Origin of the sequence: Shewanella sp. Arc9-LZ (assembly GCF_010092445.1) — a bacterium.
Classification (GTDB): Bacteria; Pseudomonadota; Gammaproteobacteria; order Enterobacterales; family Shewanellaceae; genus Shewanella.
In genome coordinates, this window is the sequence record NZ_CP048031.1 from 1,547,571 (window position 1) to 1,574,088 (window position 26,518).

Sequence of the window (26,518 nt, forward strand, 5' to 3'; positions counted from 1 at the left end):
TTCCTTTTTGGCCTAAGCTTCTTCAATACAGATGGCGATATCTTTGACTTCATAAATGCGCAGACCATCTTTACTGAGGTTTGCGTCGCCTATTATGATGCGTTTACCGTCTTCATCTTTTACTGCACTGATATGTACATCAAGTGACATTTGTTTGTTAAGTGGGTTAATTTGACCGCGATATTTCCATTTAATATCCGACAATATTTGGCCAAATTTTGGATTAGTGAAACCTTTACCTAGGTCTGTACTGATGGCGTAAGTTTGCATCAACTCGATCACGGCTTCAACACCTAATGAGCCGGGCATAACCGGATCTTGATGGAAGTGGAATTGGAAGAACCAATCACTTGGGTCAATAGTGCGTGACGCAGCAAGATAGCCTTTACCGTATTTGCCGCCTGCTTCAATAATTTCGGCTTGGTCGATAAAGTTAAGCTGGCCGCCCGCTAAACAATAATGCGGTTGGCTAGTTGGCGGATTAAACACCCGTGACTGTTTATCCAATAAATTAACGCTGATGTCTGCCGCGACGTTATTATCAATATGCCATGGCTGAGTAATTTTGCCATTATCTATGCCGAGCTGGTTTTTGAGCGCATCACCTTTAAAGTAACCAAATACCGCACTACCCGTGTAAAACGGCTCGTTATCGACACTTAACTCAAAGGTGAAGCTTTGAATAATGTTACTGCCAGCAATGACGGTTGATAATAGCTTTGAATCATTGACGATAGTTTTGCCGCGTAAATCGACATGACGTAATAATTTTCCGCCACCGTCTAAGTTACGGAAAAATAGCTCTTGCCCAGGAAAGCCTAAGGTGGTGCCCATGTAGCCAGAAATAAAGCCATTGGGTTGTAATGAAATTTCCATTAACACCGAATAAGGCATTACCGCTTGGTGGCTGTTTTTTGCAAAGTACCAAGCATCTGCTGGCACTTCGTATTCTGCTATACATGATGATGGCTTTTTCAATTCGCCGCGTTTACCGTTAATTTCAACCACGCGAGTGGTTAACTGTAAGTCGCCACAAGGTGTGCGCGGTGGGATAAGTCCGCGGTAAATACTAAAGTCAGGACCAAAGCATTTTTCGATATCGCCAGTAGCAAATTCAAACATATGGTATGGGGTAAATGGCACGGTATCAGGCACGCGATTAGCGTACTTTGAATCGGCACTGACTATGGGCGCTTCAACGTGTTTTAGTGGAATAACGCCCTTGTTACTCGGGGCGTTTAAATCTGGAACTTGCGCCATTAACGGGGCTTTGTTGGTAATCACTTTACTGCTAGCGTTTGAATCAACGGTAGGGCTAGTGTTGGCTGTGTTTAACGAGATAAGCGGATAACGAGCACATTCGGCATCTTCTTTAATCATCACACCCAAGTTTTGGAAATCGACCACGACTTTACCATTGAGTAAAATATCAATATTGGCTTTAGCGTAAGGGCGAGGATGAATACCGATTTCAGTCACTTCCATGCGATAAGTCAGCTCAGCCGTTTGTGGTAACACTTGGCCACGACAGCGAACTTTTTGCGAAGCATTTTCCAATGGTTGGAATCGACCATTTTCTACTAGAGTATGCATACCAATGTGGATCATAAAGAACTGTAATAGCTGGCCACAACCTTCTGCCATTAGCGAGCCTGCCATCACTTGGTCGCCTTGGAAATGACAAGGGAAATACCAATGGTCTGGCGCAATGTGTTTATGACCTTCGAGTAAGCCTAAGCCCCACGTACCACCTTGTGTTTGTAATTGACTCACTCGCTCAATCATTAAGAACTTTTCAGAGGCAAAACAAAGCGATTTTTGCACCCCAGTTTGTAGCTGATGCGCGACATGGTCGCCACCAAAACAGCTGCCAATATCACCGGTCAGTAAATGATGAATTTGACCATAATCAAATGCCGTTTGGCTGCAATGGAGTAATGGGGTAAAGGTTGGTTTATTCGGATTGTTGAGCACTTGTTGACGATGTTTTATTTCATCTTCAGTTTGAATAACGCCTTTACCATCGGCCAGTTCTTGGTCGGTAAAGAAGCCTGCACAACCGCCATCCATTTTTAGGATCATCTTGTCGCCTACGAAACATTCGTAAGAGAAAAAGAATAATAACGTGTCGCCATTGCTGGCAAAGTTATTGATTTTAATGTCGTAACGCAGAGTGTCGCCGCCACGGGGTAAATCTTCTAAGAAGGTTAAAGTACAATCTAATAAGCGATAAACCCGCTCGCCTTTGTTTTCAAAATCGATACCTAAATAACTGATCAACATTAAATCGCACTGGCCCGATTCTACCGCGACAGCCCAAGGGATTTGACCATCCACTAAATACGGGGCATCGACGGGGATGTCGTATTCTGTAGTCATTGAACACGGTTTGTATTGATTCATGGTGGCATCGAGTTTAGTGACGCGTGACACCAATAAATAATCTGTGGTCGGTAAGCGAACTCGGCGCGAGTAACTGTCGATAATGGCGTAATCTGAGCCAAATACTTTAGCGATATCGCCTTCGGCATATTCAACTAAATCAGCGTAATTCCAAATACACGGTTTATTCGCTGGAATAGGTGCAGTGTAAGCGGGCACACAAGCATGATTAGGTTGGATTAACCTGGCAGGGCTAATGGTTTCACTCTTAACCGCGGTTTGTACTGCAGCATGAACCGCATAAGTATTAGCAGCCGGAGACGCGACTTGAGTCGCAGTTGTCTGATGGCTAAAACCAGCCAATTGAGATCGTAATAAACTGTCGGCTACTTTCAAGCCTGCATCTCGGCTGGCCAAATAAGCTAAATGCGCTTGTTGTGCTAACCACTGATTTTGTTGAAATGCCGTTAAATGTGCAGGTGGAATAGCATGATTTGTCATACTGGCAACCCTTGGTTGCTTTGGAATTGTTTTATCGGGGATATTTTCTGACATAAGAGGCTCGGCGATATTCTCGCTATTATTGACGCTAAGAGGGCTATTATCACGAATAGTTGGTTGCTTACTTTCAATGGTGTTGACCACCGTTGGGGCGATATCAGCACATTGATTGATAATACTGTCGAGCGCATCAAGTGGGCTGTCGATAATGTGTTGGTAAATATCGCGACCACCTAAACTGACTTGTTTAATTAAGCTTAACTTACTGCCCGTAGCCAGTTGTTGAGTTAAATTATTGCCCAGTCTAGCGTGCAATGCGTGTTGTTGCGCCGCAGAAACAGACAGATTAACTTGTGAGTATTGATTGTCGCTGCTGGTGAATACACTGGCATTGATAGACGGTTTATCGATGTGACGAGTTTGCACTAAACCGTGCAGCAAACTGGCCATGCCAGAAGCAGCAAATGTATGACCGAGAATATCATGAGCTTTACTCAATAACGGCGCTGAGCTGACCGCGATTGCAGCATCAGTTAATTCTTGGGCAAACTGTTGGCCTTGAGTTGTTAATATACATTCAGGTGATTGGTTTAACTCAACAACATCTGCTGATAATTCGGCTGGTAATTGTGTTGGTAATTGTGACAATGGCGTAAAGTTAACGCTGTCGATACTGGCATAGCTGTCAAGCTGAGTGTGTGCTGCATTGGTTTGTTGCAGCACGAGTGCGCCAGCCCCTTCACCCACTAACCAATCTGTTGAACTTAATCCTTTGGCGTTAAGTTTTGCGGTATTGAACAACATATTTTCAATGCTGCCAGACAGGTCTACAGCGGCAATAATGATTGCATCTAATGGCTCTTGTAACGAGCCTAACGCAAACAAGTTTTGCGCCACATCGATACAGCGGTTAACTGATTGCTCGCCTGCAGAAATGGTAAATGCCGGGCCGTTGAAATCCCATAATGAGGCTATCCGTGACGCCATAATATTACCAATAAAGCTGGTGTACTGGTTAAGCTTAGCGGCGTCGAGCACACTGTCCATCGCAATGGTTTCAAGGCTGTCATATTCCGCTGTAGATAATTGAATACCTTGAGCGTTAAGGCTTTGAGCTATTTGGCTATGTAAGTTAACTCGACCGCGGAATTGATGAAGTTCGAGTTCGGTTTCCATGGCGACTAATACCGCGACTTTACTGCCTGGTGTTAGCTTGGCATCGGCGATAGCTTCATCGGCAACTTTGATCAACAGTAGTTGTTGCGATATTAAGCGATCATCTTCATTGGGTGGCACTTTAAACCGCAAGAAATCAAAATCGAATTGATCGATATACGCGCCTTGTGGTACTTCAGTGATGCCATATTGGGCTAATAGTTCAGGATGTTTGTCTAAGCCTTTCCAGCGCTGAGTGGGTAGCGGGCTAAAGATGGCTTGTTTGGCGATGATTTTTTTCGCCAGTGCATCAATACTGCTGCATTGACCAAAATGCGCAGCCATGCCGGTAATGTGCATCGGCGTTTCTGCATCAACTAACGCTGTGCTGCGAGTTTGGGCGTTATTGTTTTGAGTATTATTCAGAGGGCTGTGTGTCACTGTTTTAGCTTTAGCTTGGTACGACTCGAGTAATAAATGGGCGTTACAACCGCCAAAACCAAATACTGATACGCCAGCATGGCGGGCTTTATTGCCTACTTTATCGGGCCAAGGTAGCACAGCATTTGGCAAAGTCGCTTGGCCAAATAAGCCATTAGGTGAGGCGATAGGGGCACTGATATTAATACTCGGTGGCAACACGCCTTCACGCATCGCAAAAATCATTTTCATGATCCCAGGCATGCCTGCTGCGGTGAGTAAATGGCCTAAATTGGATTTTGCGGAACCAATTAATGGCGTGGCGCTACCTTGAAGTTTATCTTCAAAAAAACGTTCCATCGAGGTTAATTCAACTTTGTCGCCTAATGGTGTCCCCGTAGCATGACATTCAATCACTTCAATGCTGGCAGGGGTTATGCTTGGGTCGATTGCGGCGGCATCACGATAAGCGCGCTCGAATGCTTGCACTTGGCCTTTGCTGTTTGGGCTTAACACAAACTGGCCTTTACCATCGTTCGACAAGCCAATGCCACTGACCAAAGCGTAAATATGGTCGCCATCACGCTCGGCATCTTCAAGGCGTTTGAGCACTAATACCCCTGCACCTTCACCAGCGAACAAACCTTTACTGTTACTATCAAATGGGGCGGAAATACCGTGGTCTGGGTAAGCATGAAATATCGAAAAGCCCATATTGATAAAAAACGGATCTGCTCCCGACACCGCGCCAGCCAGCATCATGTCTGCTTTGCCGGTATGCAAGTAGTCGCAGGCCAATTTTAATGCGTAAACCGAACTGGCACAGGCGGCATCTAAACTTAGCTGCGTACCACCTAATCCCAAAGCATCTGCAACAATTTTAGAGGCGTTATGGGCAATGGCACCATTACGTAAGTTAACCGTTTTAGGCGCTACATTATTATTGTTATTGGCATTTTCTGCGGTATTGTTTTGCGATGCTTGATTAAACGATTGCAGATTAAAGTTTGGCTGCTGGAGTTTAATCTGTAAGGCTTTTTCGACCGCGCTGTGATAGAGCGGTACAAATAACTCGTTAGACTTGGCTGTAGGGAACGATAAAGTGCCCATGACAATGCCGGTGCGTTGCAGCACGTTATTGCTAAGGTCTATACCCGCGTCGGTTAACGCATTTCGCGCGGTGTCGGTTGCCCACAAGAAACTGTCATCCAAACCAGTAAATGCGTCGGGCTCAATACGATACCCTTGAGGGTTAAATTGAAAGTCTTGAATGTAGCCGCCTTTATCACAATAAAAACGGTCTGATTCGCCTTGTACACCCAAGTAGTCACTCGGTGAAGCATTGAGTTTGCTCGCACTGATTTGGCTGCGCGAATCTTTTTTGTCTAATAAGTTTTGCCAAAATTTAGCCGGAGTATCCGCGTCGGGATACTGATTGGCTAAACCGACAATGGCGATTTTAGGGGTGGCTTGAGAACTCAATGAGGTTCTCCTTCTAATGATGTTTCACTGCAACGAGACAGTGGTGAGCCGCCGGCTATTGCCGTCTGCTGAGATAATGAGTTAATTGCATCGTCAAGGCTGCGAAAAAAGGGCGTTAATGACATCGGCACGCGATGCGCCATTAATTGTCCCAAACACTTGAGTAAACTGCTGACATCGTCGCCGCCCTTGGCATTAACAGCAATCGCCATCGCTGGGGACGTGTTACCACTCTGAGCATTGATTTTGTCTATTAAGGTGGTGGTTTGCCTATCGGCTCCGACTTCTACAAATAATCGGCAGCCTTGCTCTCGAGCATTGTGGATTAACTGAGTAAAATCCAACTGATGACAGAAAGTATCGGCAATCGATTGTGCAATAGCGTGCGAGTCTAGCGTGACAGGTGCTGTTTGAGCCGCCGAGATAAACTGCAATTGCTTGGGTAAATTTTCCAGCAGCGGTTGCTGATAAAACTGGCGTACATCGTCGACAATATTTAGCGCGGCTGGCGTATGCATTGCGGTAATTCGATTGGCTGTAATACCACGTTTACCTGCTTGCTTTAACAATGCTTTACAACTGGATTCACAACCTGCGATAACACAGGTATCACCTTGAATAATGGCAATATAAACGCGTGGATAATCCGTTAAATGGGGCGTGAGTTCATCAATACTGGCTCGAGTCACAAAGCTGTTCCAGACAATGGGTTCGTCATCGGTTAATTGCCATTGCTGGCGAACACAGCGAAGCTCTCCAGAAATATCTTGGGTAAAGATACTGCTGTTTTGGGTTGCTTCAATCATAGTGTGTGGCGCTTGCCATACATCTAAACTCGCCCACATGGCCGCCTCACCCATGGAGTAACCTAAGGCAAACCTGGGCTCAATGGCAAACTCTTGCTGCAACAGCTTGGTTAAAATATAACTGGCGCCAACACCGGCAATGGCTAATTGGCTTAAGCTCATCTGTGTGGCACGGTTTTTATCTGCCGCGTAAATAAACTCTGTTTGTAACATCGACTGCATGTCACCTTGGCTTTCGAGTTCGGCATACACATTGGGGAACACTAATCCCATTTGACTGAGCATGTTTGGATACACAGTACCGACGCCGGGATAGACAAAACTCAAGCCATGATCACCAAGCGGTGCAGAATAGAAGCAACTGCCAGCTGGGGTTTTATATTCTATCGGCGGCTTATCGCTAACGTCAGGCTCTAGATGAGTCGACATCATTGCCAACATCGCACTAACTTCTACGATTAATCCGCTACGATCCTGCGCCATTAACACTAAGGCTAGGGGTGCATCAGTTTGATAATCGGCCAATGTACTTTTGATAAGTGTAAGTAAGCTTAAATCGTCTGTCGCTGAATTGACCTGTGCAGAAAAAGCCATTAGCTTAGTGTGCAATTGTGCCAATGAAGTGGCACACAGTGGCAGCCATAAACGTTGGGGATTAACCAGTTGCTTTGAGGCGACTAATGCACGTCCTTGGGTCAAGATCATTGCCTGAACATCGTCGCCAGTTTGGTAACATAAGGCTGCAACCCGACTTTGGTGAAGTGGGCTAAACCAATACTGACTGTTGACCTTGTCCTGTGTTGGTATACAACGACTGGCGATAGACTCTACTAGGGTAACCATTGCTGCTAATGCGTTTTGTGCATTGTTAGCCGTATTGGTTTTTGCATTGCTATCTAGCGCGACAATCTGCGGTTGAGTATGTAAACGTTTTGCATGGCTTAGCGCCAGTGTTATTGCTTCAGCCTGATTGCTACCAAGTGCAACACCATTGAGATAAGCGTGCGCATGAACGCCATGTTTCGCAGCAAGTAGCCCCGGCATTATCCACAACCGATCGGCAAGATTGATCATTTCATCTGCAGTGGATGATAGCCGCTCTATGCTGTGTAATAACGCCAGTTCAAAACCGTCGCTATGCTGAGTATCAATTGCAACCTTGTGCTCATTAACCGAGTTGATATTGGGTTTGCTGAGCAACAAAGCCAAGCGCATTGGCTTGGTTTGTTGCTGCAAAATACGCTCACTAATGGATTTTAGCGGCATGTTATCTGTGGCTGTCACACTGTGTCCTTGTGTGATAGTTCTGCAGAAGCTTGATGTGGAATAAATGCCCCATTCAAACTCTTACTAATGGTTACTTTAGCATTGAGCATTTGGCAACTCAGGCGGCCGTCTTGATGATATAAACTCACGTTAGCCACGAGCATTCTGCCGCTGTGCTTAACTACATCAAGTTGAATATAACCTTTATCACCATTTGCAAATGGCCAAGCAGTAACACACTCACCGGTTGATGCCGGTAAACTTGCGGCATCGTATTTCAGTCTTGCCCATACCAGCATGGCTTGTAGTAGCAAATCTTCAGCGAAAACTTGGCTACCACCTAATACCGATGACGGGATAAAACCTTGGCAGTCTGCGGCATTAATCTGCGGCAATTGCACTCGGCACAGTAGCTGAGCATCATCAAATGCCAACACTTGAGCAATACCTTGCAAACGTGGGCCATGAAATAAGGTTCCGTTTTGGTATAGCTCGGCCCCTGAGAACAATGGCGTCATGTTAGCCCAATGAGCCAAACTACTGTCGCTAACAGTCGGTTTAGCAACATCAGCTGCCAATATCACATGATTGATCACCAATTGAGCTTGGTATTGCGGTTTCATGGCTGCGCTTGGATCGTTTACCAAACGAGAGGAGATCAGCGCGCTGAGCCCTGCGTCAGTTTGCGTTAGTGCCAGTTGCAACAAATGTGGCTCATTGGTGTCAAAAATAACCCCTTTAAGCAATTTGTATTCAGCAATACTGACAGGCACATGACATAAGGTTTCTGCCGCATCACGCATCCATTGCATGGCGCATACCGTCGGTAATACCGGATTACCAGCAATGCAATGGTCGCTGACAAAAGGCATTTCAGCCGGGGTTAATACTCGAGTCACCGTCTGACTGATAATATCAGCAGCCGATGTCTTAGTCGTAACTGTCTTAGTCGTAACTGCGTTAGCCGTAAATGCTTTAGTCACAAGTGTATTAGTAGCAAATGTCAGCGAACCCTTGGCAATAAGCAAAGCGTCCGCATTAAGCTTTTTTACAGCGTTGTCCTGCTCTGATGAACCTTGCATATCAGAGCCAATAAGCAGTTGTGCTCCTTGTGGGCTTAATAAACTGTGAGCAAATAGCTCGGCACCCGCTTGTAGCGGAATAACGTAAACGCCACGTTCAACAAACATTTTCTTTAATGCTGAACTGACCATACCGCCATCCCAAGGGCCCCAATTAAAACTCATTACTTTAGCTTGCGGTAAGGTGTGCGCTAGTTTCAGTGCGGTTTTATTAAGGATTTCATTCGACATAGCGTAATCACTCTGTCCGGTATTACCGTAAAAACCGGCCGCCGATGAAAACAGTGCAATCAGCTTAATCTGTTGTGGGTCGAGTGCATTAATAATGCTGGCAAGCCCAGTTACTTTAGTGTGGTATACGCGGTTAAGTTCATCCAAGGTTTTATCTTGAATGTGCTTATCGGCTAATACGCCAGCACCGTGAATAACCCCATTAATGGTTAATGAGCCACCCTTGGCATTAGTCAGACTTTTAAGACTGGCAGCTACTGCTTTGGCGTCGCTGACATCCATCGAGACATACTGAGCACTGGCACCAACTTTACTGAAAGCGCTTAACGCAGCATCGATTTCTAGGCTACTGCTGATTGGCCACACGAGTGCATCAATCTGTTTTGGCGTTGGTTTATTGCCTTGAGATTGAATATAAGCGATGGCGGCGACTTTTAATTCTGAAGCTTGTTTGCCTTGTGCCCATGCCGGTAAGTCGCTACCAAAATGTTGGCTACGACCTGCTAACACAAAATGTGATTGGCATTGACTGGCTAAGGTGAGGGCGCATTCAAACGTTACGCCTTTTGCACCGCCGGTGACCAAAATAGTGTCATTTTTGTTTAGGCTTGCTGGTGCAAACTGTTCGCTAGCGTTGCCGGCAACTAAGGTTACTCGACCTTGATTACTGATCCCCACTTCATTAATGCGGTCCGCGCTAGCATTGGCACCATTGATATCAAATAACTCAGCAACGATGGCATCGGCAAAGTTTGCTGTATCAATGTTGTTGGCAATGTCTAATGCGCGGCAAAACACCTGAGGCCATTCATGGCTTAGGGTTTTGCTTAGACCAGATAAGGCTGCTTGGTTAAGCTCTGCTGTTGCTAGCTGAGTATTATCAAGATAACCAAATCCGCCGTCTAAACGGCTCACGGTAAAGTAGCATAAGCGCGAACCTTGAGCTGGTTTAGCAAATTCAGCATGAAGATGCTTAGCCCATAAAAACGCGTTGTCGACAGCGGCTTTTGCTGCAACAGTGCACGACATTAATTCGCTGCTGTTAGCGGTAGCTTGAGGCTGTAAATGAATAAAGCCTGCAATGGCATGTTCAGCGCCCAAATCGGCTTTAATATCGGCAATGACTTGTGCAATTTGGGCATCATCAATGCTGCTCAACGTATAGCTTTTAATATCGCTGCTTAATGGTGAATGTGCCACGCTAATGGTTTGTGGGTTACGAATAACGGCGACGGTTAATCCCTTTGCATTTAGCTTTTCAGCCAGTAAACCTGCATTGTGGCCATCGTCTGTGATGACAATACAAGAGTCTGTTGAAAAGCAATCTACGAGTTTATCCGCCGCTGGTAACTTTTTTAGCGCTACCTCGCTGTGTGGCGGTAATGCCGCGGTGTTAACGTCAGCCTTGTTTGCAGTTGATGCTGGTGCGACCGACGCAATAGCGGTTGCTGCAGGCAATTTGGTTTGCATGTAGCTGACGATTTCACCTAAGGTGCGACATTCGGCTAAATCTTCTGGGTTCAGCTCAGGTAAGCCTGGTAGTTCGTCTTGCACTGTACCTAGAATTTCAACGCGTTTGATTGAGTCGATACCTAAATCGGCTTCCATGTCCATGCTCAGTTCAAGCATTTCAGCAGGGTAACCGGTTTTGTTGGCTACCACTGACATCATGGTGCTTAATACGGTATCAGCACTTAAGCCAGTTGTTGCAGGTGCAGATACTGGAGCCACAGTGTTAGTTGCAGGCAATTTTGTTTGCATATAACTGACGATTTCGCCCAAGGTACGACACTCGGCTAAATCTTCTGGGTTCAGTTCAGGCAAACTGGGTAGTTCGTCTTGCACTGTGCCTAGAATTTCAACACGTTTGATTGAGTCGATACCAAGGTCGGCTTCCATGTCCATGCTCAGTTCAAGCATTTCTGCAGGGTAACCGGTTTTGTCGGCTACTACTGACATCATGGTGCTTAATACTGTATCAGCACTCAAGCCCGTTGTTGACGTTGCAGATACAGTTGCTACTGGAGCCGCAGTGCTGACTGCTGGCAGTTTAGTCTGCATGTAGCTGACGATTTCGCCCAAGGTACGACACTCGGCTAAATCTTCTGGGTTCAGTTCAGGTAAACCTGGTAGCTCGTCTTGCACTGTGCCGAGAATTTCAACGCGTTTAATTGAGTCGATACCAAGGTCTGCTTCCATGTCCATGCCCAGTTCAAGCATTTCCGTTGGGTAACCAGTTTTATCGGCAACTACAGCTAACATGGTGCGTTGGACGTTTTCAGCGGTTAAGCCCGTTGCTGCCGGTGCAGCAGCATTTGCCGATGTTGATCCCGTTGACGCTACAGCAACCGAGTTGGCCGCTGGTAATTTGGTTTGCATGTAGCTAACGATTTCGCCCAAGGTGCGACACTCAGCTAAATCTTCAGGGCTCAGTTCAGGTAAGCCTGGAAGCTCATCTTGTACTGTGCCTAAAATTTCTACACGTTTGATTGAGTCAATACCAAGGTCTGCTTCCATGTCCATGCCAAGTTCAAGCATTTCAGTTGGGTAACCGGTTTTGTCGGCAACCACAGCGAGCATGGTGCGCTGAACGTTTTCAGCGGTTAAGCCCGTTGATGCTGGTGCTGCAGTAACTACCGATGTTGATCCTGTTGACGCTATAGTAGTTGTGTTTGCCGCAGGCAGTTTAGTTTGCATGTAGCTAACGATTTCGCCCAGGGTGCGACACTCGGCTAAATCTTCTGGGCTCAGTTCTGGTAAACCTGGAAGCTCATCTTGGACTGTGCCGAGAATTTCTACCCGCTTGATTGAGTCAATACCAAGGTCTGCTTCCATGTCCATGCCAAGTTCAAGCATTTCTGTTGGGTAACCGGTTTTGTCTGCGACCACATTGAGCATAGTGTCTAACACTTGTTGCTGTGTTAGTCCGGCTGTTGGTGCAGAAACCGCTGCTGAGCTAACTTGCTGAGCCACAGGAGCTTGAACAGGTATACTGGCTGTCGGTTGAGGTTGAACCGCTTGAGCTGTTTGAGCGGTTTGAGCTGTTTGAACCTGAGCTGGAGCAACGGGAGCTACCACTGGCGAAGGTATTGCTGCTTGAGTTATGTGGTTTGACTGCACAAACGCAGGCTGTACTGATGCAGCAGGTAGCGATACAGGTGCAGAAGCCGCCATTGGCATTGGTGTTTGCCCTTGCAACATGGCTAACGCAGTTTGGCTTGCTTGTGCTTGCAACGTTAAGAATTGAGTATGACTTTGCAATGTTTGTGCTTGATGCTGGTGGAACATCTCCATCGAACGTTGCAAGCTTTCTGGAATGGCTAATCCCGATGACGCCATTTGCGCTTGGGCTGTCATCAGGTGAGCAAACGTGTCGCCATATTGCTGTGGTATGGCTAAAAACTGCTGATGTAATTCAGCGGTTTGTTGTTGCGCAGCAAAAAATGCACCGATACTATCGGTCGACGCTGACACACTTGAGCTAACCGGTTGAGCTTTAGCGATAGGAGCTGTTGCCGTTAAAGGTGCCGCTGTTGCAGATGCTGGCGCTTGAGCTGGTGCGGATGTTGCTGGCACTTCAATATATTCAGTTTTAATGACTTCTTTTTCCACAATTCTTTCCACAACTTTCTCGACAGGCACTTCCACTGTCTGGCTGGTAACGGTGCCGGTTTGCAATGACTTTTGCATTTTGGCTTGAGTGGCCGGACTAATATAATTACTCGCGGTTAACTTAACGTTCATCGGTGACACTTTGGCAAGCTCAGCGATAGGCGCTTGGTAAGGATCAACCTCAGTTAATGCCACCCCTAATACCGCAAGCTGACACGCTGCTTGGCGCAGTTGAGTGTCACTATTGCCTTTAGGATTTGGGTTCAAGCTCACTACACTGACTGATTCTGCTTTATTGCCTAGGGTAGCCTCCACCAATTTTTGGAGGATGTTTTTAGGGCCAAACTCAACAAATACTCGAGCACCCGCATCATACATGGCGTTTAGTTGCTCGCTAAAACGAACCGATTGCAACATATGTTCACTAAATGCTGCTTGGATTGCTTTTGGATCATTAGGATGTGCTTTACCTGTGCCATTGGCATAAAGGCTTAGTTTTGGCTTAGCAAATTTAATCTTATTGATTGCCGCAGCAAAAGGTTGTTGAGCATGGGCTACTAATAGAGTGTGGAACGCGCCAGAAACCGGCAGGGCGATTGCTTTAAAACCAAGTTCAGTAGTGATTGCTTGTGCCGCTAAGGTACATGACGCTGTTGGCCCTGCAATAACCAATTGGGTTGGTGCATTGTAATTAGCCACCTTGACGCCTTCAAATGCACTAATGCACTGTTCAAGCTTTTCAACACCGTTGTCAACAGATTGAGCGGGGATAATAATGGCGTACATTACCCCAGCGTCTTGATCTTTAGGTGTCGCCGCCATTGCTTGGCCACGAGCAAAGGCCAATTGATAATAATCAGCTTGGCTAATAACGCCTGCCGCACATAATGCTGACAGTTCACCAAAACTATGGCCGGCAACCATATCAGCTTTAAAACCTGCTTGAGTCAATAATGCATATTGGCCCATGCTCACCGCACCAATAGCACTTTGGGCATTGGCGGTATTGGTTAATGCTGCCTGTTGCGCGGCAATATCTTCGGCTTCAAAAGCAGGATTTGGGTACATAATTTGCGATAGTGGTGTTTGTTTATGTTGGGCAAACACCTTATCTGCTTGCATCAGTTGCTGACGCATTTCTGGATACAAACAGGCTAAATCGGCGCCCATGTTCAGATATTGCGCCCCTTGTCCGGCAAATAGTGCTGCCACTTTATGGCTTGCCGCTTCAGGATGAATCAATGCAGCCGCGCGATAACTGGTGCCAGAAGGCAACTGCCAGCTGTCGGCAGTATTTGAGCTTAACTGCGCCAGCGCCTGAGTCAGCTGAATGGTTAAGTCTGCTAATGAAGCAACGACTAAGCCTATGCGTGCCGCGTTAGGGGCAATAGTATTTAAGGCAAAACGTTTACCAAAATCGGCTAATACAATTTCTTGGCGATTTTGCTGTGTGGTATCAACAGCATTAATTTCAGTTTGCAGTGCGGTTAATTGAGCCTGTAATGCGGCTTTGTTTTCAGCATAGATCAATAGACTTTGTGGCACTGAACGTTGACGATACTTATCGCCTCGAACATGTTCTTGACGATATTCTTCCAACACAATGTGGAAGTTGGTGCCACCAAAACCAAAGGCACTAATACCCGCGCGGCGCGGTGTATTGTCTGCTCTTGGCAACCATGGACGGGTTTCGGTATTTAAATAAAATGGCGAGTCCTGAATGTTTAATTTAGGATTCGGCTTACTGACGTTAATGGTCGGTGGCAACACTTTATGATGCAAAGCCAGAGCTGCTTTAATCACACCAGCGGTTCCTGCTGTTGATTTAGTGTGGCCAACTTGTGATTTAACTGACCCAAGAGCAATGTGCTGTTGAGTGTCATTACCGTCGGCAAACACTGATTTTAAACCATTGAACTCTGCGACATCACCAGCTGCAGTACCAGTACCATGGGCTTCAATTAAGCCAACAGTGTGCGGCGCAAAACCTGCGTCGTCATAAGCGCGTCTTAATGCTTTTGCCTGGCCTTCTGGGCGCGGTGCGTAGATACTTTTAAACTTACCGTCTGATGATGAGCCAATACCTTTGATAACAGCATAAATTCGGTCACCATCACGCTCAGCATCATCAAGACGTTTAAGCGCCATCATGCCAATACCTTCACCAATCATCATACCTTTAGAATCGATATCGAAAGGTTGAATGGTGTCATTAGTGGTAAATGCCGGTGTTTTTGAAAAGCTCATGTACATAGATGGCGAGTTATCGGTACACACACCACCAGTGAGCATCATGTCACTGCGGCCTTCAACTAACTCTGTAATCGCCATGCGCATTGCCGCTAAAGAACCTGCACAAGCTGCGTCAACCACGCAATTCATGCCGCCTAGATCAAAGCGGTTAGCGATACGCCCAGCAATCACATTGCCGAGTGAACCTGGAAATGAGTTCTCTTCCCAGTGAATATATTGATCCTGAAACTTTTTGATCAACATCTCAGTGTCTTCATCACTTAGACCACTATTTTTAAATACTTTTTTGAGTATTGGGTACTGCAAGCGACCGCTGAGACTGTGATTAATTTTTTGACCACCGCCGACGCCTAGTGTAATACCGATGCGATCGGTATCGTACTGTGCATCAATACCTGCATCAGCTAGCACTTCTTTGGCGACCACTAACGATAAAAGTTGTGAGGTGTCTGTTAGTTCGAGGATATTAGGGGGCAAGCCAAATTCCATTGGATTGAAATCGACTTCAGGTAAAAAACCACCGCGTTTACAGTAACTTTTGTCGGCCATTGATTTATCGGCATTGTAGTAATCTTCAGCATTCCAATGGCTTTCTGGAACGTCGATAATCGCATCAATTTTTTCGCTGATTAAATCCCAAAACTTGTTTAGGTAACGTGAGTTAGCAAAAATACTCGCCATGCCGACAATCGCGACAGGCATGTCTTTTAAGCGTTTGTTTAAACGCTTATCTTTATTACTGGATTGGCTCATATGAGTCTCCGTTTGATAACTGAGGTTCAGTTATCTGGTGTTGGGATCCAGCTGCATCAATGGTGCTAGTGGATACTGCGGCTGGTTGACCTGCTCCAGGAAATCGAGCAAGAAAAGTGTGATAATTGCGAACCAATAACTTACGTAAATGAAATGGTCCGTGCTTTAAGACATGCGTTATATAGCGATTACTCGCTTGGGTATGGCTGTCTTGATAAATATCGAGGTAAACCCAGTCAGACTTAAAATCGACTCCAAGCAAAACAGAATAGGCTTGCTGCTTCGTTAATTGAGGCGGAATACTTAACGACACTACTTGCACTACGTTGTCTGGATCTGGACTCGGCAGGGCTAAAGTGTCGGCTAATGTCTGCGGGTTAACGGTATAGGTTTGAATATCGGCGCCTTGAGTAATAGGCAGCTGATTGAAGAATTTTTCTGGCACAAAAGGGCTGTCAAATTCGTCTAGTTTAGAGACCCCAAAACGCTTTAAGCAGCGGGCAAGACCGGAGCGAGAGACATTGGGGTTGATAAATTCTTGGGTGACTTTTAATAGCCTATCTAAAGGCATTTTTAATTGATAACGCAAACCCAGCATCACGTACTCTTCCATCGGAGATAGTGTGGTGTTGAGTTTGTGCGGGGTATTTGGGGTGTTATCGATTGAGTCACGTTTACGCCACTTACGTACTGTAGCTTCGCTGATATTGAGGATTTTGGATAATTGACTGACGCTGTAATCGGATTGCTGAATAAATTGACGCATTTCAGGTGTTGTCGTCGCATTACGGTGTTGGACCGTTTTTGGGCGAGGCTTACCCTTAAATAGACCAGATTCTAAATGTGTGGTTATCTTTTTTGTCATCTAGACCGGGATTCCAAATAATCTATTGGGACTTTAGCGCATTTAAACTTACCGATACTTACTTAAGTCATACTTAAAGAAGATAAAAAATTAGTCTAAATATCCATTTATGCTTTTTTTAACACAAAGCAGATTACCTGAGGTTTCACTCCGATACAATCACCCGAGACTGAAAACAAGATATGAGGTGTAAAAAATGATTATCTGAGAAATATGTCAAGGCATCTCTAGATCTAAAATTGCACTGAATTTACCTTGTTTTGGCGATTATTTTGTCAGTTAATCATTTGATATATTGCCCCCAAATAAAAAGCAGGTAACGAGTTTTCTCATTACCTGCTTTTTTTGATCAATCGACATGCTAAGGTTTATGCCCATCAACTCGGGAAGAAGTCGATAGCCCAGATAGTAGTCATTAGCGCGACTTTTTCTGCTGGGAAGCTGATTGAACGTAATACCAAGGTTAATTGACGCTCTAACTTGGGGTTATTGAGTTCGCTTGATTTAATCGTTACCTTGCTGATATTGCCATTGGGTAGTATGACAATTTCAAACATCACTTTGCCTTTTAAAAACGGATCTTTTCGAAGTGCACGATTGTATAACGAATAAAGCCGCGATTTATTGGCCTCTAATGTTCGTCTTAATGCTGCTTCTGAACGTTGTCCATTTTGGCTCGCTTGGCTGGCTTTTTCAGAAACGGCCCCTTGGCTTGCCAATACTTCCTCTTTTGCTAAGCGAATTTGTTGGGTTTCGTTGCCTGTTAACGACCCAGCAGCAACAGTTTTACTGATAGTTGATTTTGCCAAGCTGTCAGTTTGTTTATTGGCCGCACCAGCTAATAAATCACGTTTTACTTTGACTTCTTGAGACGTGGTTTGGTCAAGTTTGCGTTGCGCTGTAGGTTTAATATCAAAGGCTTCGCGCATTGAAAAAAGCTCATCTTTCATCGCCGCTAAGCCTGATGTGCTGGCTTTCTCTTTTGCAGCGTCACGTGTTACTGGTTGAACAACTTGAGGTTTTACAGCTTGTTCAACAGGTTTTTCGGGTGCCTTTTCTTCTGGTGGTGCAGGCTCCGGTTCAGGCAATGGTTCAGGCGGTTTCACCTCAGGTTTGACTGGTGGAGGTAATTGCTTTTCTTGCAAGATGATTTTGGCTAATTGCGGTGGTACTTGCTCTTTTACTTCACGTGGAAGTTCAATTTGTTCAAGCATGGGCACTACGACCGCAAAGACGACATAAACTAACAGCAACAACCACAAAATCTGTTTAAACAGTTTGTCTTGTTTACTGGGTTTAAATAAGTCGCCTAAATCATTAAAGCTCTGATTGGTTTGGTGATGGTGTAAGGTTGCTGTTGTCATATTAGCCCTCACCATTAGCTTGTTTTGCTTGTTGTTCAACCGCCAACGAAATATCTCGGTAACCGGTTGCAGCACAAGCAGCCATAATTTGCTTAAGAACAACATAAGGCGTGGATGCATCACCAATAATGGTTACTGCCCGGCCATTTTGTTGCTCGGTTTCGCTAAGCTCGCTGCGTTTACTGGCTTGATAGGTCAGTTCGTTGGTTAAGGCATTAATAAACTCAGGATTTTGTTGTTCGGTTAAGCCTATTTCATCAGTACCTTTTTGCCATATAGGGCGCTCTTGCACTAATACGGTGTCGGTAAACACTGTAATCACCAGGTTTTCAACTGGCAGTACATCTGCAACAGACACGGGCAAACTGATTTTTTCGATATTTTGCAGTACTCGCACTTCAGATTGATTCACAATTAAGAAAAACACCAAAATGGTAAAAATATCCATTAATGCAACAAGGTTGAGCTTACTGCCAGCTTTTAAGCGTTTGTGGTGTTTAGCTAATCTGCGGCTTCTTGCCGATTGCTTCATCATGGCTTAGCTCCTACTGGTTTTCCAATAGTGGTCTGCGCCGGTGTGGCGATGTCTGCATCATTAACGGCAGGCGCATCACCTAATGAGATCATCGGAAACAATTCAGCATCAACTAAATTGGCTGCCACTACCGCTTTAAATGATCGCACCGTGTCCATGGCAGACACGATGGTTTGATAGTCAACCGCTGGGTCGAGTAACAATACGATGTCATTTTTTTCAATACCTTGTTGTTGAAATGTCAGCTTTAAGTCTTGTAGATAAACAGACAACGCGGCGAAATCATAACCTTTATCAGTCAGTTCAAAATGTTTAAGTGACATGCCTGCTGGGTAGTTTAGTGCTAAGCGCGCAGGGGTAATCACTAGTTCGAGTATTTTGGGCTCTTGATCATCTTGTGCTTGTTCTGCTTCAGACAATACTGGCAATTGCAGATTCAAAATACGCACTTGTGAGAACACCAAGCTCAGCAGAAGTACTGGCACTAACACAATCATCAAATTCATGAATGAGGTGATATCCAGTTCTGCGTCTTGGGTATTAGGGCGACGACGGCGTCTCATACTCATTAGCCTCGGTTGTTATCCGTTTGCTTGTTAAATGACAATGAATTGAGCAGTTTAATGCCTGCCATTTCAATAGAGTCAACGATGGTTGCCGTTTTAGTTTGTAGGCTTGAATGAAATAAAATCAGCGGAATGGCAGTGATCAAACCAAATGCGGTGGTGTTCATCGCAACCGAAATACTAGAAGACAATAAGTTGGCTTTTTCAGCTGGATCGGCGCTAGCCACTGCCGAGAATGCTGCTATTAAGCCCATAATGGTACCTAATAGACCCAATAAGGTGGCAATGTTAGCGAGCGTAGCAATAAAGGGGGTGCGTTTTTCAAGGCGTAACATGTATTCCATCACGGTTTCTTCCATGGCGTATTCTACGTCTTCACGGCGACTTGCACTTGATATTCGGGCAATACCAGACTGCAACACGTCAAACACAGGCGCTTTATGGTTTTGTGCATGCTGACTAATGGTATTGATGTCACCTGTTTTTAAGGCATTTTTAATCAGCGCAAAAGCTTGCTGGTTACTACGATGTGCAGAGCTTAAATATAACCAGCGCTCAATGGTAATGGCCAAACCGACCACTAACACTAAGGCGATAGGGTAGATAAATGGGCCGCCATTTTGTAAAAACGCAATGATATGGTCGGTAAAACTCATGTGATGTTCCTTCTCTTATTGTCGTATTGAACACTGGCGTTAATGGCTACAGGTGTTCAATTGTTTTTGTTAGGTATTACTCAGTTTTTGGCTAGCATGTTGTTTATTTAATGGCTTATTTAAAAGCTTATTACAGGGTGTTTATTGATTATTTTCTGGTGTGCCGTTGGCAAAATCCCTGACTTGTTGTCGAAATACTTTTGGATTGATAGGCCTAAACTCAGGCAGCGTCAGTCGCATGCCTTCGTTGTTAATGTCTATCGGATTATTGATCCCTTGCCATGGCATAATATAAAGCACTTTGGGTTGCTCTTGTGAGCCCGTCACTTGGCTTTGAATGACGACAGGTTTGTTGCTCGCAGGTTTCACCGCTTGTTGCTTTTCAGTGTCATCATTGGCCGTAGCCTGAGCTGAGACACTCAGTAAACAAGTGGCTAAAAACAGCGGCAATATGCCAAGACAACGCGTTGTTTGAAACACTTTTAGCATGGTCATCTTAGCCTGCTCCATTAGCATTGTCGGGTGGTAATGTTAATCCTGCGCGTTGAATTTTTATTTCTACGCCAGCGAGCCAACGCTTGGCTTGTTCATCATTTGGCTGGTTAGCCAAATACGCCAGGTAGTATTGGCGGGCTTGCAACAGCTTACCGCGATATAACTCTAATAATATCGCCAAATTTAATTGCGCTAGCGGGTATTGTGGCCACAGAGTTAGCGCCGTTAAATAACCTTGCTCAGCCTGAGCATACTGGCCTTGTACCCTTGCTATATTAGCTTTAATTTGGTGCGCATAAGGATTGCTGTTATTAACCGCAATAGCTTTTGCGAGCAGTGCATCGGCTTGATCTAATTGCTGCTGATTTATCGCTATGATGGCTTTATTGACATAGGCGCCCGACAATTGAGGCTCTGCAACAATCACTTTATCAAACAAACTATTCGCCGCTTGCCATTGCTGGTTTTTCATTTGGCTAATGGCTTGCTGATATTGACTCAATACCGATGTGGGCACATCGGCTAACCGCTGTGAGGCTTGTTCAAGATACATATTACGGTTATCTGTTGAGCCAGCACTGATACTGGTGCTGTTATTGACACTTTTTGTATTGAGGCTAACTAAGTCGACAATGTCTTTGTCCATGCCCTTTAGGCTTGGGTCCGTAGTGGTTTGCTTGTTGGCGTTAGTGCCGCTAGGTGATGTACTACAACCGGGTAACAGCATAAGGCTTACTAGCGCGAATAGTGCCAGTTTCGGTGTCGATGAGGTAAATAATGACTTAATGGATAGCATCGATAACCTCATGCGTTAACTCTTGTTTTTGATAAAGGGCAGGGGACATTTGTGCCAAGCGTTCAAAGCTTTTTTCAATCCATTGATCAACAATATCATCCCATGCTCTTTGGGTATTGCTGATGTGAATTTCGATGGCTTTCTCTTCAAATGGATAAGCCAGCTCTTCGAGTAAAATCTCGTACTCTTCCAAGGCTAATTCATCTAAATCGCCAGGGCGTTGTGAACTCATCATGTCGCTCGCAAGTTGGCGATACATTTCTGCAAGGTTGTATGTTGCATGGGGAACGTATTTGGCTAATTGAAAGTCGAGCACTTGTTGATAATAACCAATGGCTTTTTTCATCGTATCTTGTTTGCGCTTCAAGCTTTTTTGCAAAGGTGCGTTGAGTTTAATTGCCGCAAAACTGCGTTGTTCAGCTTCACCCAAGGAAAATGCTGCGATAGAGGCGAGTTCAATTTGGCGAGCTTGAATAGCATTTGCATCTTGCTGTAATTGTTCGTGATCATAGCTAAGGATTTGTCTAAACCAGTAATATTGCTTATTAGCTTCACCGCTTTGGCGGTAAAACTCACTCATTTTAAAGCGAACCTCTTGTGCTACATCAAACGGTTGTGGGTAGGTTTTAGCATAAGTTCTAAAGGTGCTGAGTGCGCTACTGTTATCGCCTGCTTTTAAATAATACTCCGCCGCAGTGTATTGAGCTTCACGCTTTAATGCGCCGGGCTTTTCATTGGCGACAATGATCAAAAGCTGCTCGGCGGCTAAATCCCATTGGGCTAGAGCTTCATAGGATTGAGCTAATTTAGCTGGAATGACCGCGCTAAACTCATGGTTTGGATAACGTTGCTGAAACGGTTTTAATACGTCGACCGCTTCTTGCCAGCGTTGTTGTTCAAGCAATAAGTTTGCAGCGTCGAGTTCGGCATTAACCGCGTATTTTGATTCAGGCACTGCCTGAGCAACGCGTAATAACTGGCTTACGGCTAATTCTGGTTGTGTTTGTTTAACCGCTTGAGCTTGGGAGTAAATGCTAGAAGCTAACAGATTACGCATTTCAGACCATGAGTCTGTGCTCTTGTCTGTGTATTGCAGCGCTAAAATGTAACCCTCTTCAGCCTGTGCGTATTGCTCTTGCTGATACAAGCTATTGGCATAAAGCTGGCTAACAAACTGCACTTGCTTACGGGCAGAGTCTGACAACGGCGTAGCGGTTTGCACTGAGCTTGCCGCATTATTGATCGTGTGAATGCCGTGGGCTTGTAATACAAAATCAGTAAAGTATTTAAGGTCGATGTAGTTTTTAGCATCAAACGAATATTGGGCGGCGTTACTGGCGAGCTGTAAGGCACGCTCGTCAGATGGATACTGATTGATAAAGTCTTTATCTAGCTGATTACGTTGTGAAATGAGTTTATTGTAATCATCAGTATTACTTTGACCACTTTGTTTTTGTTGGTTCTGACCTTGTTGGCTTTGATCATGTTGCGAAATGATTTCGCGTATGGTGACGGTTGTTGCGTAAGCCGATTGCTGTTGTATCTTACGCAAGGCTGCCGACGTTGCTGTGGTGTCATAGGCAATGGCGTAATAACTGGCAAGCGCTTGCTGATATTGTTTGGCTTCAAAATTGGCGTCAGCAAACAAGTACTCGTCATTAAGAATATCTTTAGTGAGTAACGTGCTGGCTTGAGGTAATTTGGCCAATTGTAAATAGGTCTTTAATGCGCTGGCAGCCTGTGCGAAAGCGCTAATTCGTTGTGCACCTTGCTGAGTTTGTGCATCGGCATACAAACGGCGGCTATGCTCGTCACTAAAGCTAAGCAGTTGTGGTAATAACTCTGCTTGCTGCGCTGTGCTGGCATTTACCCAAAAAGTGCTGCTAAGACCATATTGATTAACATAGTCATTTTTCAGCTGATGCATGGCTGCAAACTTGCCTTGACGCTGATAAAGGTCGAGCAAATCTAGCGAATAGCGAGCTGCCCAGATATTGTCTGGCGCCAAATCGATGTATGCCTGATAAGTTAGTTCTGCATCGTAGTCGAGTTTTTTGTCGAGTAAAAATTGGGCCAAATTGGCAAATAATACATGCTGATACAAATCAAGATAAGGCAGCGATTGATTGTCTTTAACCAAAGACACCAACGACTGAGATTGAAGCTGCTGGCTTAGTGAAATACTCAAGACTCTTTGGGTATCAATCGCCAAATTTTGCGCGCGGCTGCCGAGCTTTTCAAAAGCAAAGTTGTCGGAGGTTAAGTTTGCAATATCACGATTACTTTGCTGGCCGGCCACTAAGGCTTCAAACACTTGCAAGAATGCTTTGTCGGCATTGGCAAGTCGATTGAGTTTAAATTCGGACCAGCCGAGCATATATAAACTGTTCAGTTGGTATTTTTGATTATCATTAGCGGTTAATACTTGCTGATATGCTGTAATGGCTGCCGAGTAATTCTGTAAGTTGTAATAGATTTCACCGCGTCTAAAGTTAAGCTCGGCAAGATACATTGTCTGCGGATAGTGTCGCAGTAATGATTCAACTTCAGCCAAACTCGCATCCAATTTACCCTGTAAATCGAGCGCTTTAGCTAATTGATATTGTATGTGTTCGTTTTCAGGTCGTTGCGGATAACGCTGCAATAATTGTTGATATTCGTTAACTAATTTTTGCAGTGCCGCATCGTTTTGAGTCAACTGAGCTAGCACTTGACTGTCTGGTTGCGACTCATCATCGAGGTCTGCATAAGACTGGGCTTCAAATGATTCGGTATTGATTTGCGCTAAGCGATATTCAACGTGCGTCCGGATTTCAGGATCGGGTTCAAGTGTCAGCAATTGCTGATAAATATTAGCCAACTTGGCACTGCGTTGAGTTTGGCTCATTTCAACACTCGCTACCGTTTCGCTGCTGCGTTTGTTGGCCAAATCGCCTAAGCTAGTGCGTTTAGCTTGTTGAGCATAATCAGCCTGCCCACTGCTAAAGCACCCCGATAATGCAATACCACTGATTAAGATTAATGCGCCTGATAAATAAGCCGATACTGACATTAGCGCGCTCCTTGTGCAGCTGACTCAACTACAGTGGAATCACTTTCAGCCGATTTGTTTACCGGCGATTCATTTACCGCCGATTCGTTTGCTGAGAAGGGATTGATTGGCGCAGTGTCTGCTTGTGACATTTGTTCTAATACATTGGCCATTTGGTGGCGAGTGGTGAGCAGTAGTTGCTGTAACGTATATTGTTGTTGCTGGATAAAAATGCTCATTTTGCCACGAATATCTCGGTCGGTTTTATCACGCAGTCCGGTAATATTAACGTTCGTGCTGTTAATGTCGGTTTGGGTTTGTTGTTGACGTAACTCAAAGTCAGATAACAAGCGGGTGTTACTCGACAATGCACTAAATCGATTGGCTTGTCGTTCAAGCTGTTCAAGTTGTGTTGTTAATTGCTTCAGGCTTTTTTTATGCTGCCAAAGTCGTTGTGGCAATGTTTGCTGTAATTGCCACTGCAACACCCCTTTAATCCTATCAAGTCGTTGTTGTTCGTCGTCGATATTACGTTGAGTCGCCAATGTAGTTAACCTGGCTTGGCTGGCATCAATACGGTCTATCCATTGTTGCTGACTTGGGTCGGCAAACACTTGGGCATTTTGTTCAGCTTCTGCTTGATCAATAATCTTGGCAATACGTTGTTTTTGCTCTGTGAGAGCGTTAATCATCTCTGTGTAGGCGAGCTGTTTTTGTTGTTCAATGACGCGGGCTTGGCGCTGGGTGTTGAGGGCTAAAGTGTCCTTTAACCATTGACTGTTAATCTGTTGTTTTTGCACATTGTCGCTAAGTAAATCTAGGCTTAATAGGGTTTGATAATCGGTCGCTAATTGCGGGTCATTTAAGGCTTTTTTTAGCCAAGGCGAATCAGTGCTAAAACGCTCGGTAAGGATAAGCTCTAACGCGTCAGACTTGGTTGCCAAGGAAGGTGTTTGTTGATCTACTGTCTTACTGGCAAAGTCGGTAACATTGCTAATGGTGCTAACTGTTTCTGCAAATCCTTTTATCTCGACAATTTTTTGTAAATACAGTTGTTCAGCTTGCTGATACAAGGTTAATCCTTGTGCTAAAGATTGCTGCTCACTGACTTGTTTTGCAGTTAACAACGCGGCTTGCCAGGCTAAATTTGAGTAGGGGTATTGCTGCTGCAATAGCGATAGCAACTTAAACGACATGTCATAGTGCTGTTGTTGCTGGGCCGAGTAGGCAAATAAAAACAAAGCGGATTCAGCATAAGGACTTTGCTCAGGAAAATCGCTCAGTTCGTTATAGGCTAAATCGTATTGTTTATTGGCGACATACAACTGTGCCAACAGTAACTTTGCATAATCATTGATGGCTTGTTGTTGCAACAAGGCGTCTTTAACTTCTGGCAATAACTCATCGTTATCGTCAAAAATGTCGGGCTCTACAAAAGGGTTAAACAATTGCTGCCAAAAATTAATTTTGGGTGGCTGCCATTGTTGGCTTTTAAGCTCAATTAATATAGGTTGTGCCGCACTGTATTGCTGCTGCTTCATGTGCAACAACGCCTGGTTTAATGCGATGTAAGCGGCAGATGAACTTGTTGGTGACTGGTCATCTTCTGATATTGATTGTTGCTGTACTTGCGCGGTTAACGGCGGCGCATCTGGCCAATAAGCTAATTGATTTAACACATGATACTGCTCGACATAATCGGTCAGTAATGTGGTAATTCTGCCTAGCGTAAGTTTGGCTGTATCAATGTCGCCGTGTTCAATTTGTTGTTCGCTGAGCTGTAACAAAGCGATTAATAATAATTCAGTTGGCGATGTGGCTGACTTTGTTTTGCTGCTATTGGTATTAGTACTGTTATTCGCTGTGGTTTGGGTCGAAGTATTTGCTTGTTGTTGTTCAAATTGTGCCAAGGTTTGGGTGGCTTGCTCGTGCAAGCCAATCGACACTTGTAGTCCGGCTTCGAACAATTGGCTGCGATCAGAATAGATCTCTTTGCGTTGACGGTTGAGGCTAATTTGCCTCAATGCTGCGCCATAATCGCCAGCAAAATAAAAGTACAATGCTTGGCGGTAAAATTTATCTTCTAGATCGGTTTTAGGCGCAGATACACTTACAGAGTTTTTTATTGATTTTTCTGCCGCTTGAAGCTCGGTAGTGTGCAAGAGGGTTAAGCAACTGCATAGCATGGCTGCACAGCCCAAAACTCGTGTAAGTTGGTTACCGATGTGAGCTAGCATAAGGCTAAATGATTGAGTGTTAACGGCCAT

The 26,518-nt window shown here is 44.9% G+C and carries 12 protein-coding genes; all 12 read right to left on the minus strand.

Annotation, left to right across the window (positions count from 1 at the left end; translation table 11 throughout):
* Positions 1-12: 12 nt before the first annotated feature.
* Positions 13-5,940 carry a beta-ketoacyl synthase N-terminal-like domain-containing protein gene (locus GUY17_RS06690; protein ID WP_174839631.1) on the minus strand — a complete coding sequence of 1,976 codons (5,928 nt, stop codon included), beginning with the start codon at positions 5,938-5,940 and terminating at the stop codon, positions 13-15.
* A complete protein-coding gene (locus GUY17_RS06695; protein WP_162022678.1) occupies positions 5,937-8,030 on the minus strand; it encodes a PfaB family protein in 2,094 nt (697 codons plus the stop codon). Before GUY17_RS06695 ends, GUY17_RS06690 begins: the two co-directional genes overlap by 4 nt.
* Entirely contained in the window at positions 8,027-15,943 is a 7,917-nt protein-coding gene (locus GUY17_RS06700) for a type I polyketide synthase (protein ID WP_162022679.1), read from the minus strand. Before GUY17_RS06700 ends, GUY17_RS06695 begins: the two co-directional genes overlap by 4 nt.
* On the minus strand, positions 15,927-16,808 hold the full coding sequence (locus GUY17_RS06705; RefSeq protein ID WP_101087745.1) for a helix-turn-helix domain-containing protein: 882 nt from the start codon (positions 16,806-16,808) through the stop codon (positions 15,927-15,929). Before GUY17_RS06705 ends, GUY17_RS06700 begins: the two co-directional genes overlap by 17 nt.
* Positions 16,809-17,185: 377 nt before the next feature.
* Positions 17,186-18,172 (minus strand): AgmX/PglI C-terminal domain-containing protein, encoded by a 987-nt coding sequence (locus GUY17_RS06710; RefSeq protein ID WP_162022680.1) that lies wholly within the window; start codon positions 18,170-18,172, stop codon positions 17,186-17,188.
* Position 18,173: 1 nt separating this feature from the next.
* The gene (locus GUY17_RS06715) at positions 18,174-18,707 is read right to left on the minus strand and encodes a biopolymer transporter ExbD (protein ID WP_101087747.1); all 534 of its coding nucleotides are present in this window, start codon (positions 18,705-18,707) and stop codon (positions 18,174-18,176) included.
* Positions 18,704-19,276 (minus strand): biopolymer transporter ExbD, encoded by a 573-nt coding sequence (locus tag GUY17_RS06720; protein ID WP_254439877.1) that lies wholly within the window; start codon positions 19,274-19,276, stop codon positions 18,704-18,706. Before GUY17_RS06720 ends, GUY17_RS06715 begins: the two co-directional genes overlap by 4 nt.
* Positions 19,276-19,929 carry a MotA/TolQ/ExbB proton channel family protein gene (locus tag GUY17_RS06725; protein ID WP_162022681.1) on the minus strand — a complete coding sequence of 218 codons (654 nt, stop codon included), beginning with the start codon at positions 19,927-19,929 and terminating at the stop codon, positions 19,276-19,278. Before GUY17_RS06725 ends, GUY17_RS06720 begins: the two co-directional genes overlap by 1 nt.
* 141 nt (positions 19,930-20,070) lie before the next feature.
* Complete coding sequence (locus GUY17_RS06730; RefSeq protein ID WP_162022682.1) at positions 20,071-20,424, minus strand: hypothetical protein; 354 nt, start codon at positions 20,422-20,424, stop codon at positions 20,071-20,073.
* Position 20,425: 1 nt separating this feature from the next.
* The gene (locus tag GUY17_RS06735; protein WP_162022683.1) at positions 20,426-21,220 is read right to left on the minus strand and encodes a tetratricopeptide repeat protein; all 795 of its coding nucleotides are present in this window, start codon (positions 21,218-21,220) and stop codon (positions 20,426-20,428) included.
* Positions 21,207-24,272: a hypothetical protein gene (locus GUY17_RS06740; protein ID WP_162022684.1), complete on the minus strand. Its 3,066-nt coding sequence runs from the start codon at positions 24,270-24,272 to the stop codon at positions 21,207-21,209. The genes GUY17_RS06735 and GUY17_RS06740 overlap by 14 nt, the downstream gene beginning before the upstream one ends.
* A complete protein-coding gene (locus tag GUY17_RS06745; protein ID WP_162022685.1) occupies positions 24,272-26,518 on the minus strand; it encodes a tol-pal system YbgF family protein in 2,247 nt (748 codons plus the stop codon). The genes GUY17_RS06740 and GUY17_RS06745 overlap by 1 nt, the downstream gene beginning before the upstream one ends.

Coding starts and splice junctions, on each gene's coding strand:
- GUY17_RS06705 (WP_101087745.1), bottom strand. CDS start 16,808: ATGACAAAAAAGATAACCACACATTTAGAATCTGGTCTATTTAAGGGT.
- GUY17_RS06725 (WP_162022681.1), bottom strand. CDS start 19,929: ATGAGTTTTACCGACCATATCATTGCGTTTTTACAAAATGGCGGCCCA.
- GUY17_RS06740 (WP_162022684.1), bottom strand. CDS start 24,272: ATGTCAGTATCGGCTTATTTATCAGGCGCATTAATCTTAATCAGTGGT.
- GUY17_RS06715 (WP_101087747.1), bottom strand. CDS start 18,707: ATGATGAAGCAATCGGCAAGAAGCCGCAGATTAGCTAAACACCACAAA.
- GUY17_RS06730 (WP_162022682.1), bottom strand. CDS start 20,424: ATGACCATGCTAAAAGTGTTTCAAACAACGCGTTGTCTTGGCATATTG.
- GUY17_RS06700 (WP_162022679.1), bottom strand. CDS start 15,943: ATGAGCCAATCCAGTAATAAAGATAAGCGTTTAAACAAACGCTTAAAA.
- GUY17_RS06710 (WP_162022680.1), bottom strand. CDS start 18,172: ATGACAACAGCAACCTTACACCATCACCAAACCAATCAGAGCTTTAAT.
- GUY17_RS06745 (WP_162022685.1), bottom strand. CDS start 26,518: ATGGCCGTTAACACTCAATCATTTAGCCTTATGCTAGCTCACATCGGT.
- GUY17_RS06720 (WP_254439877.1), bottom strand. CDS start 19,276: ATGAGTATGAGACGCCGTCGTCGCCCTAATACCCAAGACGCAGAACTG.
- GUY17_RS06735 (WP_162022683.1), bottom strand. CDS start 21,220: ATGCTATCCATTAAGTCATTATTTACCTCATCGACACCGAAACTGGCA.